This window comes from Paenibacillus sp. B46(2026) (assembly GCF_056786355.1).
The window spans coordinates 5100865-5117887 of record NZ_CM165907.1; the positions used below are offsets into that span (position 1 = coordinate 5100865).

At 47.2% G+C, this 17023-nt stretch carries 9 protein-coding genes; all 9 read right to left on the reverse strand.

Going from position 1 to position 17023, the window contains the following annotated elements; translation table 11 throughout:
* Positions 1-133: 133 nt before the first annotated feature.
* The 9 genes from AC1S8V_RS22760 to AC1S8V_RS22800 all read right to left on the reverse strand — a co-directional run bounded on the left by AC1S8V_RS22760 (position 134) and on the right by AC1S8V_RS22800 (position 16998).
* Positions 134-763: a 50S ribosomal protein L25 gene (locus AC1S8V_RS22760; protein WP_482070888.1), complete on the reverse strand. Its 630-nt coding sequence runs from the start codon at positions 761-763 to the stop codon at positions 134-136.
* A gap of 280 nt (positions 764-1043) precedes the next feature.
* A complete protein-coding gene (pulA, locus tag AC1S8V_RS22765) occupies positions 1044-3920 on the reverse strand; it encodes a type I pullulanase (protein ID WP_482070889.1) in 2877 nt (958 codons plus the stop codon).
* Between the two features lie 400 nt (positions 3921-4320).
* A complete protein-coding gene (gene pulA / locus AC1S8V_RS22770) occupies positions 4321-6369 on the reverse strand; it encodes a type I pullulanase (protein WP_482070890.1) in 2049 nt (682 codons plus the stop codon).
* Positions 6370-6551: 182 nt separating this feature from the next.
* A complete protein-coding gene (locus AC1S8V_RS22775; protein ID WP_482070891.1) occupies positions 6552-10223 on the reverse strand; it encodes a DUF5704 domain-containing protein in 3672 nt (1223 codons plus the stop codon).
* A gap of 27 nt (positions 10224-10250) precedes the next feature.
* Positions 10251-11510 (reverse strand): S-layer homology domain-containing protein, encoded by a 1260-nt coding sequence (locus AC1S8V_RS22780; protein WP_482070892.1) that lies wholly within the window; start codon positions 11508-11510, stop codon positions 10251-10253.
* Between the two features lie 346 nt (positions 11511-11856).
* On the reverse strand, positions 11857-13368 hold the full coding sequence (locus tag AC1S8V_RS22785) for an extracellular solute-binding protein (protein WP_482070893.1): 1512 nt from the start codon (positions 13366-13368) through the stop codon (positions 11857-11859).
* Between the two features lie 68 nt (positions 13369-13436).
* Positions 13437-14540, reverse strand: a complete 1104-nt coding sequence (locus AC1S8V_RS22790; protein WP_482070894.1) for a glycoside hydrolase family 88/105 protein — start codon at positions 14538-14540, stop codon at positions 13437-13439.
* 24 nt (positions 14541-14564) lie between these two features.
* Positions 14565-16064: an extracellular solute-binding protein gene (locus AC1S8V_RS22795; RefSeq protein ID WP_482070895.1), complete on the reverse strand. Its 1500-nt coding sequence runs from the start codon at positions 16062-16064 to the stop codon at positions 14565-14567.
* Positions 16065-16125: 61 nt separating this feature from the next.
* On the reverse strand, positions 16126-16998 hold the full coding sequence (locus AC1S8V_RS22800; RefSeq protein WP_482070896.1) for a carbohydrate ABC transporter permease: 873 nt from the start codon (positions 16996-16998) through the stop codon (positions 16126-16128).
* Between the last annotated feature and the right edge of the window lie 25 nt (positions 16999-17023).

Sequence of the window (17023 nt, forward strand, 5' to 3'; positions counted from 1 at the left end):
ACATGAATTGTAGTACATTCTCCATATTCATGCGAACGATGTGACTATTGAACTCTCTTGCTCGGAAAAAAGCCCAGTCCTAAGGACTGGGCTTTGGTTAAGCATCAGATCTCGCGAGATCCCCGAGCGTGACTTATTCTTCTGCAGCTTTTTCTTCAGCCGCCGGTTCAGCTTCCTCAGCAGAAGCCGTTGGCTCTTCCTCAGCCGCTTGTGGCGGCATGACGGACGCGATAATGGATTCAGGTGATGTTACGAGTGTCAAACCTTTATCCAGTTTGATATCCGCAGCAGTCAAGCGATCACCAATATCCAATCCGCTCACATCAACCTCAATGGAAGTTGGCAGATCCGCAGGTAATCCTTCTACTTCCAATTGTGTTTCTTGTGTCTGGAATACGCCGCCAGCTTTCGAGCCGGCTGCTGTTCCCTGGAAGTCGATCGATACACTTACGCTGATCGGCTTGTTCTTGGAAATTTGCAGGAAGTCTACATGCAGCAAACGTCCGTTACGCTCTTGCTGATCCTTGATCAGCACCGGAACTGTTTTACCGCCCTCAACATTCAGGTTGAACATTTCGGAGCGGCCTGTGCGTGCCACTTTCAGCATTTCTTTTTCATCTACATGTATTGAAGCACCTTCAAGTCCCGGGCCGTAAACGACTGCAGGAACTCGTCCGCCTTGTCTTAACAGGCGCAGTGCTGCACCTTTCTTTTCCGTTCTTGGCGTTGCTGTAAGTTGAGCCATTTTTCCGTTGGATTTCATGATTGAACATCCTCCTTCAAGGGATCACTACATAATATTTGTTGGAAAGCGCTAAAGCTTCGCCCATAGACCATGATGGTCTTTTTTCTGTGGCCGAATCGTGGGCCATATCTATATTTACCCCAATGATAGAGGATCTCAAACACTCAACAGGACAATTCTTTTTTTGAATCAACCAGCGCTTCATGTAATAAGACCCAAAAAAGCAGTCGGAATCTCTTCCAACTGCTGGTTTATCAAGCTTTTACCGAACGACTATATGAGATTATAAAAAAAGAAGTTATGCGCTATCACGATCCTCCGTTTTTTCGCTTTCGCGAATGATCTGCATCTCGTCTGATCCGCTACGGACAATAATGTGCACGTCCCCATCTTCAGGTACAATGTCCACGTAACGGTCTCCGCATGTGTCTTTGGCTTCCCACTCGTTCAATCGAATGATCAATCCCAAGTGATGCAGACCCGGAGCAACACGGAAGCGGGCTTCAGCGGCATTTCCGACTTGTTCCAGCTGTACTGCTCCATCCTCCATGCCTGTGCCCCAGACCCAGACATCCCAACCCTCATAGTGCTGGTCCTCCCGTTCATATCGAAGCGTGACGGTTCGCGAAACCTGTTTAAGAATGGTTACGCCAAGAGTTGCCCGGATTCCTCCTGCTTCAGCAATAATATGGGTTGCTCCAGGTGTCATCGCACGTACAATCCCTGCAGCACTCACCGCTGCAAGTTCCGGATGAGAAGAACTCCAGCGTATATTCGAATCCTGAAGTGGCTGACCAAATTGATCAAGAACCAAGGCACGGAAGCGACTGATTCGAGTCATGTACATGACAGGTTCGCCCACAATTTCGATTCGTTCAGCATGACGATAATCCACTTGTAACATACAGCTTGCCGTTATGTCCCCACAGTGGACTGTAATCGAAGCTTCCCCGCGTTCCAGCGCATGGATTGTTCCATCAGGCTGTATCCGAATAATATCCGGATCAGAAGAAGTCCAGGTAACAGAGGCATTCTCTACCACATTGCCAATGCTGTCCCTTACGATTGCTCGCAGTTGAACGGTCTCTTTCGGACTATATACCTGTCTTGGAAAACTAATCTCCAGAGTGGCCGGATCAGCGCCTCCAGCACGCTCTGTGTCGTACAAAACCATCAATGACCACCGTTCTACCCGAACAGTACCACGAACAGTCTCAATCAGATCTGTACCTGCCTGATGATCATTGACCACGACATGCCAGTCCCCTTCCCCCAGATCCACATGCTGCTCATGTTCCGTTCCGTTATAAATGACTATAATCTGATTCCAGGTGTCCTGATTCGCTCCATCCTGAAGCATAAATACAACTACATTGCCGTCGGCACGAATCATACGAAGGTGATTTCGTACCTGTTCGGCATCTATCATACGAAAGGCGGGATGTGTGCGTCGCAGATGGATAAGACCACGATAGTAGTCAAACACCGGTCTGAACCGCGATTTGTTGGCCCATGTGATGGTATTCACTGCATCTCCGCTCCGATAGCTGTTATGATCACCGGCTTTGGATCTGAGCATCTCATCTCCTGCATGCAGAAACGGAATGCCCTGGGAGGTGAGCAGAATGCCGGAAGACAGTAACGAACGACGAACCATCTCATGATCCAAAACATCATCTGCATCCACATACCGATATGGATCTGCTGCTTTTACCGCCGACTCAGCACTTCCGCCTCCCACCGGCTGTCCGTCCTTCCATACGGGAAAACCTAATTCATGTCTGATGTTCATCGTTGTAGCGATTTTATCCCAAAGATTGAGATTGTCATGGGCAGTTACATAATTGACGGTTTCCACAGGTGAAGATGTAAAATCATCCAGTGCCCCGGCTAATCCCCTAATAAGCTCATATTCCTGCCCTCCGGCACCTGTGACAAACCCTTTTCCACCACCATCACTGTCTCCCTTGATTGCACTGCGAAAATGATCATTAAATACAGCAAATCCCTGACCTCGCTGGGTACCTTTTAACGTTTTGCGGTCCAAAGGTGAATCTCCACCCGTCCAGGGTTCCCCATAAATCAGAAACGCCGGATCGATTTGCTCCCGCAATTCGCGTGTCAATACATTCATCGTTTCCGTATCAATCAGAGCCATGAGGTCAAATCGAAATCCGTCCACATGATATTCTTCTGCCCAGTATCGGAGAGAATCGAGAATATATTTTCGCACCATTGGGCGTTCTGTCGCCAATTCATTGCCTACACCAGAACCATTACTGAGAGTGCCATCCTCCCGATAACGGTAATAATAGCCTGGTACAATCCGTTCAAAAGGTCCCTCTTCCACGCTATACGTATGATTATAGACAACGTCAAGCACAACGCGAATGCCTTGTCTGTGCAGTGATTGAACGAGTGATTTGAACTCCCGAATGCGAACCGCAGGATCACGTGGATCGGTCGCATACGAACCCTCGGGAACATTATAATGCTGGGGATCATACCCCCAGTTGTATGGTGTTCTGACATTTGAACCCACATCCGCCGTAGCGAGTTCATTCACCGTCTGATAATCCGCCACAGGCAAAAGATGCACATGAGTAACTCCCAGTTCGGCAAGATGGTCTACCCCAATGCTATTCCCCGCTCTATCGGTGAGTCCAGATGCTGTGAATGCCAAATATTTTCCCTTATACGGAATGTCTGCATGGGGGTCGGAGGAGAAATCACGTACATGCAGCTCATATAGGACAGCATCCACCGGACGCAGAAAAGCAGGTTTGACATCCAGGTCCCAATCGACCGGATGGGTCGTTTCAGGATCTATAATGGCCGTTCGTTGCCCATTAGCTGTTACCGCTCTGGCATAAGGGTCAGCAACCACTTCAATTCGCTGTTCATCATGTATAATTCGGTACATATAATAATGTCCAGCCCAATCGCCGTTAAGATCCAGACTCCATATCCCGTCCGTATCACGCGTCAGAGAATATTCCTGCCCACCTTCATGATCTTGTACTTTGCCACTATCATTGTAATGCCCTTCATCTTCAAAAACCAATATATAAACCTGTTGTGCCGTAGGTGCCCACAATTTGAAAGTACTTGCTGCACGAGTATATGTTAAGCCAAGATCGTTGCCTTCGTAACGAAAAGAAGTCCATTCCGGCATCGTTCCCACCGCCTTTATATCCATTGATTTCGTGTTGTCCCGATGTTACGGAGCGGGACGTGATTTGTCAACCCGGGGTTGTCTGTACTCAACATATCGGTTCGATTCGAGTATTCAATTAGCAATCGCTTTCAAAATATAGATATGTAAACAAGCGCCATAGATTGACAGCATTTGTACCTGTCCTGACAAAAAAAGTTTGAAATATACAAGAATAAATTGCAGGATGTCATTTGGTTAAGATTAAAAATGCACAACCAATACACATCATAAAGAAGGTCGACACACATGACGATGTATAGTCCTGCGACCAAGCCAATGGCTCTGATGCATCATAAACTCCCCCTTTCTGACCGGAAAGAGGGAGTTGTTGTATATCAATCTATTTGAATTGTGTTCATCATGAATTGGAATACATCACCGTTAGGGATATCGCATTCACATTTACCTGTCCGTCCTTTACAGTACGTATCGCATCGATGCCTGCTTTCCCTTCCTCTACGACCACATTCCATGTCCCTGTGGGAACAGAGACGGTTCGGGTTTCTTTTGCAGCATTATAGATGACGACAATGCGTTCCCATGAATCGCTGACGGCCGCACCTTCCAATTCATAGGCTAGTATACCATTACCTTTTTCAAGCAGACGAATATGCTTCTCGATCTCTTCCCGTGTACGAAGCCGAAAGGCCGGATGCTCTTGCCTAAGGCGGATCAGCCCGCAATAATAGTCAAACACCGGCTTGAACCGTTGCTTTTGCTCCCAATGAATGGCATTGACCACATCTCCACTCTGATGGCTGTTTGCATCCCCATATTTGCTGCGAAGCAGTTCATCTCCGGCTGCAATCAGGGGTACACCCTGGGAGGTGAGAACGATACCATTGGCAAGCAGACAACGTCTAACCGTCTCGTTCTCCAGAATATGATTTGGATCAATCTGTAAGTAAGGCTTAGCCTTCTCTACTGCCTCTTCCACACTTTGGCATCCGCGGATACTTCCATCCTCGTTATAGGTGAGGAAATTCAGCGGATCGTGTAGTCCTTGTGTACGTGCGACTTTGTCCCACAGGTTGAGATTATCATGCACCGTTACATAATTAATGGTTTCGGACGGACCCTCCGTAAAATCATGAATGGCTCCTCGGACGCCTGTCCACAATTCGTCTTCTTTTCCATCCGCGCCCGTCGCAAACCCCGTACCCATTCCATCGCTATCTCCCTTGATCACTCCTCGTAAATTATCGTTAAACACGGCAAATCCCGCTCCGCGCTGTGCTCCTTTTAGGGTCATATCATCCCCAAGCGGTGAATCTAGTGCACCCCACGGCTCACCATATAGCAATATGGATGGGGATACTTCGGCGTGCAACTCCGCTGCAAGCTGTTTCATCGTAGTTGTGTCGATCAGGCCCATCAGATCAAATCGAAAACCATCTACATGGTACTCCTCTGCCCAGTAACGGACCGATTCGATAATAAACTTGCGAACCATCGCGCGTTCAGTAGCCACCTCATTGCCTGTACCTGAACCGTTGCTATACGTCCCATCGGCATTCTGGCGATAGTAGTACCCTGGTACAAGTTTTTCAAAAGAGCTGCCTGCCGTATTAAACGTATGATTATATACCACATCCATAATGACACCTATGCCCTTGTTATGGAGAGCAAGTACCATCGATTTGAATTCACGAATTCGTGCCTTCGGTTCTTCCGCACGTGAGGCATAGGAACCTTCCGGGACATTGTAATGAAGTGGGTCATATCCCCAATTATAGTTGGAGGCATCAGACGTATCACCATCCACCCTGGATTCATCCACTGTCGCAAAATCAAATACGGGCAGCAGATGCACATGGGTTATCCCCATTTCAACCAAATGATCGATTCCCAGCGTGTTGCCCTCCGAATCCCGCATCCCTGTCTCGGTAAAAGCCATGTATTTGCCCTTATTCGTCATGCCAGATGATGGGTGTATAGAGAAATCACGTACATGCAGCTCGTATAAGACTGCATCTACAGGACTAATCAATTTCGGACGAATATCCTCGCTCCATCCGTGCGGATGGGTCTGCTCCAATCTGATGATTACCCCCATTTCTCCGTTCAGGGTCACCGCTCGTGCGTAGGGATCTACAGCAATAGTTGATTGTCCATCTTCGAAAGTGGGCTTGTACATGTACCGGTGGTTATTCAAATCACCTTCCAGCTCCAGAACCCAGATGCCATGTTCTTTCTTTTGCATAGGTAGCGCCCTGTGTTTCAGTTGATTGGGCTCTTCCTCCGGGCTCCCACCTGTCAAAGGTGGGTACAGAAGTAGTTCCATCGAAATTGCTAACGGTGACCAGACTTTGAAGCGACAGGCTTGTGCTTCTATTGTGACACCTAAATCTCTTCCTTTGTATGTATCTTCTGAAATCAATAGTTCCTGCTTACCCTCTTCAATCATATGTGTTGTTCCCCTCTCGTTGAGAAAATTGATGAAATTGATGAATATGGATGGTACGAGTGCTCCTTACCCTTTATACCCGTTCTGCTGCCCAACCATAATCCGAATTACACAAAAAAGAAGACAAACGTCATGTAGATTCACATTACGCCTGCCTTCTTTATGGGTAAAACGAGTTCTCTCTAATGCGGTACCTGGGATTGGAAATCATTACGGCTGGATTGATCGGCGTGGTAGAAAACCACATCTCCATCTTGTATCGTCCAACTTCTACCCTGACCATCTACCGGTCTATTATCAAAACCCTCCATCTGCCATTGGTTCATCAACGGGGCATGAATATATTGAAGGTGCGGCGCATCTGTATTGCCGCTGCGCAATGTTTCAATATTGAAGTTAACCACAATATAACCGTCCCTCAGGAATACGGTTGCCTTCTCATCCAACTGGTTTTGTCTGGAAAGCAATTCGAGATCGGTTCCTTTGGACACAGCATATACATCCGCTGGCAAGCTATATTCGCCATACCAGCGCTGAATCGCTGCATTTGCCCGATCTACATTAACACCGGAAGGTATATCTGTTTTTGGACCAATGAGTGTGCGGATCTGCGAAGGAAGAATCATCCAGTCATAACGACCTACCCATGTTTTATGATGAGAGGTCTGATCCACGAAACGAACCATATGTTCCGCCATTGTACCCTGATTGCGTTCCTCCTCCGACAGTTCATAGGTATACTGATAACGCGCTGTATCACCTAACTCCGTACTTGGGACATTCCGCAACCGTGAGTTCAGGACAACAAAACGTTTTTCTAAATCTTGTGCCGATCCGATACGAATGAGTTGTTCCTGTCCTCGATGGTAGTATAAATCCACTTCTTGCCGGGTGGTACCATCTTTACTCACAAAAGAGAACGTCGGCGTGATTCGGATACCATCTTGTTTCCCAAACATATTACCCTTGGTCTTCAGATCAAACTTGAAATGGTAACCCGTCTTCACTGCAGCATTTCGGAACCCCTGTACCGGATGACTGCCGGGACGAATAGGCAGGACATAGGGAGCCAAATTACCTCGGGGATCTCCGTCTATACTGTTTCCTCCGGTCCAGTAGCTTACACCCGTTGGTTCGGGGCTGCCCATCCGCTTACGGAACACATTCTCCCAGTTGTAGTCTGAAATATCGGTAATGTGAAAATCATATAATCGTCCGATAACCTCTACAGCAACGGTATCTGCTGCGACATGATGAGTCAGATTTGTGTTGGCATCCTGTTGTTCTGTGAAGTTTGCCGGTGCATTTTCGGCGATATTGCGAAACTCGATCTGGTAATTTCCTTCATCTACCCATACAGGAAGATAAAAAGGGGTGTCCAACTGATTTACCGGAATATCCACCCATGTCATGGCCGGAATAAACTGACTTCTGGCACCGTTATAAACATCGAATGGGAAACGAACCTGTTTGATCCGGAAATATTTCGCATAATCATGGTTTCCATAACCAGGGTAACTCGCTACATCCAAATGTTGACCTGAGGTCGGTATCCGCACAAGGAATGGACGCTCTAAAATAAGTGCAGCTCTGGTCGGATCAGGCATAGTCTTTTGATTATGAGGCTGATCATCTGACGCCCAGGCATAGTTCACAACTGGAGTATGTACTGTCACCGAGTTAATGCCCAGAATGGGGAACTTCTGATCCTGCCCTCCGTTAATATTGCCAGGGAGCAGTCCATACGTAATCTCACCCGTGGTCGGCTGGTTTGCTTTGTTTATCAATGTGTTCTTGATCGTCAGTCGGTTCTGGTACAGAATATCGTCTCCGATCATGCTAGGCTGCGGGATCGTCCCAGGTCTTGGAGCGGTTTTATCCACGGGAGCAGGATCCATAATCGTCGCTCCATTAAAGATTACCTTGTCATTATTGACGGTATTCTCTCTAACCTCCGCTTCAGCCTTGGATTGAAACAATGACGTTTCATCTGGCGTAGGCGGTTCAGTCGAACCACCCGGAACCCCTTTTATACCAAGATCAATTTCACGACATGGCGCAGGTTTCACATGATTGGTAACCGCAGTATCCATAGCCGATTGCATAGTCGGTGGTGTATATGCATTGGGCGTCAGGGTCACGGTGTCACCATAACCGCCTAGCGCATAGTTAGATACCTTTGCCTCATTTAACTTGTATACCTCCAGGTTATCGATTTGCCAATAGCTATATGTCCGTGTTACTTGCATGGTTTTATCCCCAGGCACATCAAGTTCCCTGGGCTGAGGAGGTGTTCCTGGATCACCCTCACCACTAGACGCTCTTCCCGGGATCGTCCAGGTTTTATGATAAACCCTTTTCACATTAACGGTGTAAGTCACCGTTCCTGTCATGTTAACCCAGCGGTGCTGAAACAAATATCCTTTAGCCAAGACATTGGCGTAGAGATCTTCCGAGGTCGGAATACCACGAGTGACATCAAACTTCTCAGCTCCCCGGTCGTCTGCCTTCAACACACCTCGAACAGACGGGTCCATAACAGATGCTTCAATAACCGTGCCTCTACTAGGTGGGCTGATGGTCACAGGGCAAGCGTTCACAGGGTCACCCCCCGGATCGCCATCATTACCACCTTCTCCATTATCCGTGCAGTCCTTCACCTCAAGCACCTGAGTCCCTTGTTCATCCAGTTGCTGAGCAGAATCAAGAAAATGAGCTTTTATGGTCGTGCTACCCACGAGACCTTTGGTCGTGATTTTGCCATCTGCGCCGATCGTTGCCACAGCCGGATTCGAGCTCTGCCACGTCAATTTGGGATGAGTCGTCAGTTTATGAACAGAGCGATCCGGTTTGGTTAATACTGCTTCCGCCTGTAAGGGTGTTGTATTAGCTTTACAAGCGTTCGGCAAATTCACAACGAGTCCTGGTTCAGACGTGACTGTAATGGTAGCAGTATCCGAGATGAGATATGTACCATTGTTCCAGATCGCACGCACAGTGACTGTACCCGGACTTTCGGCTTTTAACATCCCTGTTTTCAGCTCAATACTCGCAATCGTTTCGTCAGAAGAGAACCATTTGATCTCCGCTTCTCTTCGCGAAACGTCGATGCCCTCGTTAAAATCTGTCGCACCATAGTTTTTGGTCTTCACCTTGGCTATCATTTGCTGGGTTTGACCGATTGTTAAACTAGAATCCGGTGTTACATCGATTTCTTTTTCTTCTTCCAAATCACCTTCCCAGATGATGTCCATGGGCGTGAAATAAGAAACATTGTATTTAGGACAGCCCGCCGTTGTTTGCCCACCATTTGCGAATGGACTCTTGTCGGTTGGTATGTGGTATCCTCCAGTAATCGTTCTTATTGCAACAATTGTTGAAGGAAAAGGTGGGGTAGGGTCTCCCACACCGGTATATGAATCTTGATCTGCTCTCCCCTGATAATTAACATCATGGATTCGGACATTAAGGATGCTTGAGACTTCGACTCCTCTGGAATTATAATCAGGCCAGTTTTCTGCAGGCCATCTACTGAAATCTACACTATCCGGAACTTCTGCAGCAGCAGGGAATGGACTGGAACAGCTCCCTGCATTATTCGCATAAGTTGGTCCCCCAGCATGGTCAGCTCTAAATTGTCCGCTATCCACTTGGTACCAATATACCCCTGGCCTCCCTACAGTAGGAGTGGCTAGTATTGTAACCTTCCGAGGGTTTTTCATAGATTTAGGTCCATACTCATCTGTAGCAGCATGAACAACGTTCATAGGTAAGTACAATACGAACAATAATAATATTTGTGAAATAAATATACTCACTAAAATAAAAGCAGAAAAATAATTAAGCTTTTTCATTACAACTTGCTCACCATCCTGATAAGACTACCTTTGAATTTTAAATTCTCCTTCTGTATCTGATTTCAAAAAATAAGACCAAGATTTATTCCTTAAAGTCGATGTAGTCCAAAATCTTTTCTGTAATCCTTTTTTTATAAGTTCTCCTGAGTCCATAGGAATTGTCACATTACTTTGTTTCTTAGCCAAGTCTAAATCAAGACGATTGAATTGTATTAACGAATCCGAAAGACCTTGGTTAAATGTAATTAAATTCGAGGTTTCTAAGTAAGATGTAAATGACACATCTGCAAAAGTTCTATAGGAGCCACTTGCATACTTATCCGGAAGAAAAAGCTTCGCGTAAATACCCTTCGGCTTATTTTGAGTAGCGTCTACAACGATAAACCGATGAATTTTTAATACACCGGATTTATTGCTTAAATTTATATTTCCTTTGGATAAATCGGATATCATGATCGAACCTGAACTATACCTATAATTACTAATCGTCGTTAAATTCGTACCCGTTGTGCCGACCTCTCTCATCTCATTCAGGTCACTATACTTCGCGGCGTCCGTGCCCTCCACGTCCATATAACGCAGCAAAATGGCTGATACTTCTGCACGAGTGGTGGAATCCGCTGGTTTTAATGTGCCATCCTGAAATCCACCCACAATGCCTGTCCCACGAACAAGGGCAAGATACGGAATCTGCTCGGGCCGAATGGTGCCACGGTTCACTTCCGGTGTGGGAAGCAGTGTATTTTTCGTATCATTAAAAGCATCTTGGAAGCTGCTCCCGGACTTGATCAGTCCATTGGCAATCCATTTCATCATCTCGTAACGTGTCAGTTCCGCATTCGGATTGAACCCTTTGGCGTAATCACCAGCGTTAATGAATCCTTGTCCCACAAGCTGGCTAACCGCCGCTTCAGACCAATGTCCCTTGAGATCGGAAAACGGATTCTGCCCCTCTACCTTCTCTAGTCCAGTCGCCCGGGCAAGTATGGTCGCATATTCCCCACGCGTGATTTTGCCATTGGGACGAAACGTTCCGTCCTGGTAACCGGAGATCAGATTTTTTTCATAAGCTTTGGCAATCGTTGCTTGAGCCCAGTGGCCTTTAATATCCTTGAACTTGCTCAGGGCGTTGCTACTTGTACCCGATGCAGCACTCGCTGTTGACGTCAAATGTATCGGTCCAACAGGCAATAGCGTTCCTGCTAATACAGTTGTCGTTAACAACCCGACGATCCAAACATTCCGTTTTTTCTTCTTCTCGTGACCTTTAATCTGTTTCTTCAATCTACTCACGCTCCTATGTACCTTAGTATGGGGATGCTTTACTTGGTCAACCTAGTCACTTCTCTTCATAACCAAAACCTAAATTTGCCATAATAATCAATATTCTACCATGTTGTACTAGGCTATTGGTATTATTTTTCGTCCATCCCCATCACTTCAAGGTATGCCCCCCTCCTTCCATAGACCCACTGCATTCGCTCAAAACACAAAAAAAGGCCATAAATCCGCAGATTCATAGCCTTATGCTTTAAGGGTGTGGTCTTTCTTATGATATTGGGAAAATAAACTCACTCATAGAATAAACCATATCATTCCATTTAATCAACCTTTTTTGCTCAATCCCGTTTTATTTTCCATTCAACTCCTTGTAGGATGCTTCCAGTTCTGTGATCAATTGATCACCACCGGCTTTTCTCCAGCTTGCTATTTCCTGCTCCCAACCTGCATCATCGATTTTACCCATAATGTACTTGGTCTGCGCATCCCAGATCATCTGATCCAGCTCCTGACCACGCTCGGTATAGATTACCGAAGACAAGGTGAGTGCCGGATTGGCAATGGCGTACTGCTCATTCTCACGCGCCATTTTCGTTCCTTTCATGCCGATCGGAACATCGACCAGTTCAGCTACGTTATATCCTTCAATGCTTAACAGATTATCACGATATGGCTTCACTTCACGCTGATAAGCATCGAAATCCTTTAGTTCAGTTTTGCCATCCGCAGTCTTGGTGTAGTGCACATCAAGCAATCCACGGAGCTGCAACGTACTCAATTCTTCATCCATTAACTGATCCAGGAATGTGAGAACCTGCTTCAATTGCTCCTCATCCGGTACGGAAGCCTTCGGGATGACCAGCATTCCGTAGTTCCCTGGCTCCCCGGCGATTCGAATGCCATCGGTTCCCTGGAACGGAGCCACATCAATCTCTCCATCTGGAGCGTTAGGCGTAAGCCGCTGCTGGGAGGACTTTCCATTCTGGGCCACACCATTCAGCTTCATGCCAACCAGGCCGGAATCCATTTTTTTGTCCGCATCGGAAGGGTCAAGAGCTGGGAAATCACTGTTAATCAGTCCCTCGCTAAACAGACGCTTGAAGAGCTTCATCGTATCCACATATTCAGTGGTCAGGAACTCCGGGGTCAATTTCCCGGCATCGTCCACTCCCCATTTATTAACGCCGCCGATACTTACAGCGATCCGAGTCAGAGGGGAAGAGACACCTTCGTTATATTTTTTGAATAACAATGCACCATACGTATCCTCTTTGCCATTCCCGTCCGGGTCGTCCTTGCGTATGGAGCGCATTACTTCATACCAATCATCCAGCGTTTTGGGTATATCCAGCTTCAATCTATCAAACCAGTCCTTGCGATATACGATAGCGGTCCGTCCAATATCCCTGAAGTTGGGAATGCCGTATACCTTACCTTCAATTTTGATATTGTTAAAATAAGCCTCGGATTGGGCAGACAGGTTCTTATAATCCTTCAGGTACGGCCCCAGTTCCCAGAACAGTCCCGTTTTGGCGGCATTAAACGTTGTCGGTACATAATTCACACGCATAATGGTAGGCATCTCACCTGAAGCAACCATAACGTTCACTTTATCATCAAAAGCAGACTGCGGAATCCACTGTACGTTGACATCCGTATTCGTGTATTCTTCAATCTTCTGTTCAATCCCGTTCTCCTTGGCGGGTATATCACCTACCTGCATTAAAGAGATGGAAATGGGAAGTTTACCTTCCCCTGCAGCAGGCGCTTTCTCTCCCCCGCAACCTGCAAGCAGCCCAGCGGACATTGCACCAATTACAACGATTCCGCCTAAACGGGACATTGGACCTTTTGGACTCATGAACCATCTCTCCTTTGGATTAAATAATGAATGCGCTATCATAAATAATCTGAAGAAAAGAACCAGCATTACGCCAGTTCAATCTCCACTCCCGCCAAAATGAACGGAGCAACCGATTTCGGATCATTGATCCGAATGGATTCAGTCACATAATACTCGTATGACCCGTCACGATACGGGCTTCCTCCGAGACCTGCTCCGCCGTTACACTGCGTCAGGGACAGCACGCCTTCACGGTCCGTTTGCAGCAGATGCTGAAGCAGACCCTGATATCCTTTTTCAGCAACGGCTTTGAACTTGCCACTCAGATATCCTTTACGCACACCTTTGGCCAATGCATAGACAAACATCGAGGTCCCGGATGCCTCCAGATAATTCCGCTCACGTCCCGGCTGATCCAGCAGATGTGGCCATAGTCCAGTCTGTTGGTCCTGCACATGCACAAGTGCATTCGCCACCCGTTCGAAGATGCCCACAATCTGTCCGCGCTGCGGATGATCTACCGGCAGGTGATCCAATGTGTCCACAACCGCCATCACATACCAGCCCATTGCCCGGCTCCACACATGCGGAGAACATCCCGTCTCTCCCGAACTCCAGCGCTGCTCTTTGCTCTCATCCCAGGCATGGTACAAGAGACCGCTACGCGGATCACGTGTGCGCTGTTCCACTAGCAAGAGCTGCAGAGCAGCCTTGTCGAACCACTTCTCATCCCCTGTCACTGCGCCATACTGAGTCAGATACGGAGTAGCCATGTACAATCCATCCAGCCACATCTGGAATGGGTAAATCTTTTTATGCCAGAATCCGCCCTCACTCGTATGTGGCTGTCCCTTGAGCTGAGTCATAAGCAACTCCGCAGCTTTGCGGTACTTCTCTTCTCCCGTTTTCTCATGCAACAGGAACAGCGATTTTCCCTGATTGATCTGATCCAGATTATATTCCTCGACCGAATAGGAGCGAATCGAGCCATCTTCCTGCACAAAATGATCCATCAGTTCCCGGATGTAGTCAAAATACTTTTGCTCCCCCGTATGCGTATACAGCTCCTCCAGCGCTTTCAGCAGGCAGCCGTTCTCATAATGCCAAGTGGAGTACAACTCATGGTTACGATAACTTTCCATGAACTGCTGCGCCATACGCACCGATGTGAATTGCAAGGTTTCCTTCATGATCAAGCCTCCGCTTCCGGCTCTTTATTGAGCCTGTTTTTTATAGTCTTCGGCATACTCCTCACGAATCTTGTTTCCACCAGCGTTGCCCCAATTCTCAATTTCCTTTTCCCAGCCACTTTGATCGATTTTGCCCATGATGTATTTGGTTTGCGCATCGGCAATCACCTGATCCAGATCCGCCCCACGGTCACCATACGTTGGAGAATATAACGTCAGCGCAGGGTTTGGCACAGCATGCTCCGCCAGTTCCTTGGCAAGTGCCGTACCTTTTTCACCCAGTTCAGTATCCTTCAATTTCGGTACGTTATATCCTTCCACATAAGGAAGATTGTCACGGTAAGGTTTCACTTCACGCTGGAATGCATCGAAGTCACTCATCTCCACTTGATCTTCGCCCACTTTGGTGTAATGTTTGCCTTCCATACCACGCATCAACAGGGTGGCCATCTCAGGGTCCATCAGTTTATCCAGGAAGGAGAGCAGACTCTTCAGTTCCTCTTCCGATTTCACCGTCGATTTAGGGAATGCCAGAATTCCGGAGTTACCCGTCTGTCCTGCAACACGATCTCCGTTCGCTCCAAGCAAACCAGCGATGTCTACCACACCATCCGGATTGTTTTTGGACAAACGCTCTTGCTGACTTTTACCGTTCTGCGCAACCCCAACACGGATACCAACAACACCGGAATCATACTTTTTCTCCGCTTCCGTAGAGTCGAATACGGCAAAGTCTTGATTTAGCAGTTTCTCATCGTACAAACGTTTCAGCAGATCCAGCACCTGCATATATTCCGGTGTCATGAATTCCGGCGTGAAGCTGCCATCGTCCTCAACCTTCCACTTGTTAGGTGCACCAAAACTTACGCCAAGGCGTGTCGTGAAGGAATATTGGTCCTCATTATATTTTTTGAAAAGCATCAGCCCAAACGTATTATCCTGACCATCTCCATCCGGATCGGAGGTTGCCAGTGTCTTGATTGTTTCATACCATTCATCCGGTGTCGTTGGCACCTTAAGATTCAGCTTCTCGAACCAGTCCTTGCGATAGATCACTGTAGCCCGCGCAATATCCGAGAATACGGGAACCCCATAGATTTTGCCCTCTACCTTGATGTTGTCAAAAAAACGCTCGTTCTGTGCCGACAGATTTTTGTAATCTTTCAGCAAAGGCCCCACTTCCCAGAACACGTCGTTGCGCATCGCGTTGGTCACCGTTGGGTTATATTGCACCTTCACAATTTTCGGCATATCGCTTGAAGCGATCATCACGTTAATTTTGTCATTGTACGCTGAAGCCGGAATCCACTGGATATCCAGTTTGGTATTGGTATACGCTTCAATCTTTTGCTGAACTTCATTGCCTTTGCTTGGCACATCACCCACCTGTGCAATGGCTATGGACACATTCTGTACGCCGCCCTCGGCAGCCTGACCCTCATCTGACCCGCATCCTGCCAGCAAACCTGTCACCAGTGCCAGTGTGCTCAAGACAGCTACGGCTTTCTTTTTTGTTGCTTTCATAACATGAAAACCTCCCTTTTTTATACAGTCATAATGATCTGACTTTGAACCATCTGCCGACTCAACCTTTCACCGAACCCAGCATCACTCCTTTGGCAAAGTGCTTTTGCAGGAATGGGTACACCAGCATAATCGGGATCGTGGAGAATACGATAACCGCCATGCGAATGGTCAGCGGCTGGATCTCGGTCTCTTCAATACTCGTATCTCCGATCCGGCTCTGTGCCAGAATGACAATCTCACGCAGCCAGACTTGGACAGGCCATTTCTCACTATCGTTGATATAGATAACAGCGCTGAAGAAACTGTTCCAGTGGGCCACCGCGTAAAAGAGTGAAAATGTCGCCATCGCTGGCATGGACAAAGGCAGTACAATCCGGAACAATACGCTGACATCGTTACATCCATCAATTTTGGCTGCATCCTCCAGTTCGTCGGGAATGGCCTGGAAGAAGTTTTTGAGTACGATCAAGTTAAATGCACTAATAGCAGTAGGTAGCATCAGCGACCACAACGTATCCGTCAGGTGCAAGGATTTTACGACAAAGTACGTTGGAATCATCCCGCCACTGAAGAGCATCGTGAACAATACACCCAGCAAAATGGGCTGCCGTCCACGCAAATATCTTCTGGAGAGCGGATACGCCATAAGTGACGTAAACAGCAGGTTAATCAAGGTACCAATCACCGTAATATAGATCGATACGCCCAGACTGCGAATCAAGGTATCTGTAGAGAAAATGTAACGGTACGCAGCCAGAGAGAACTCTTTTGGAAAAAGAATGAATCCTCCCTTAGCCACTTCATGCGGACTGGTAAACGAGACGGCCAAAATATAAATGAACGGGATGACGGTCACGATTCCAATTAACAGCAGCAAGCCATGATTTACAAAATCAAAGATCCGGTTGCCCCACGTTTTATCCTGTTGCATCTTAATGTTCACTCCTGTCTGGTGA

Coding starts and splice junctions, on each gene's coding strand:
- pulA (WP_482070890.1), bottom strand. CDS start 6,369: ATGATTGAAGAGGGTAAGCAGGAACTATTGATTTCAGAAGATACATAC.
- AC1S8V_RS22760 (WP_482070888.1), bottom strand. CDS start 763: ATGAAATCCAACGGAAAAATGGCTCAACTTACAGCAACGCCAAGAACG.
- AC1S8V_RS22775 (WP_482070891.1), bottom strand. CDS start 10,223: ATGAAAAAGCTTAATTATTTTTCTGCTTTTATTTTAGTGAGTATATTT.
- AC1S8V_RS22800 (WP_482070896.1), bottom strand. CDS start 16,998: ATGCAACAGGATAAAACGTGGGGCAACCGGATCTTTGATTTTGTAAAT.
- AC1S8V_RS22795 (WP_482070895.1), bottom strand. CDS start 16,064: ATGAAAGCAACAAAAAAGAAAGCCGTAGCTGTCTTGAGCACACTGGCA.
- AC1S8V_RS22785 (WP_482070893.1), bottom strand. CDS start 13,368: ATGAGTCCAAAAGGTCCAATGTCCCGTTTAGGCGGAATCGTTGTAATT.
- pulA (WP_482070889.1), bottom strand. CDS start 3,920: ATGCCGGAATGGACTTCTTTTCGTTACGAAGGCAACGATCTTGGCTTA.
- AC1S8V_RS22790 (WP_482070894.1), bottom strand. CDS start 14,540: ATGAAGGAAACCTTGCAATTCACATCGGTGCGTATGGCGCAGCAGTTC.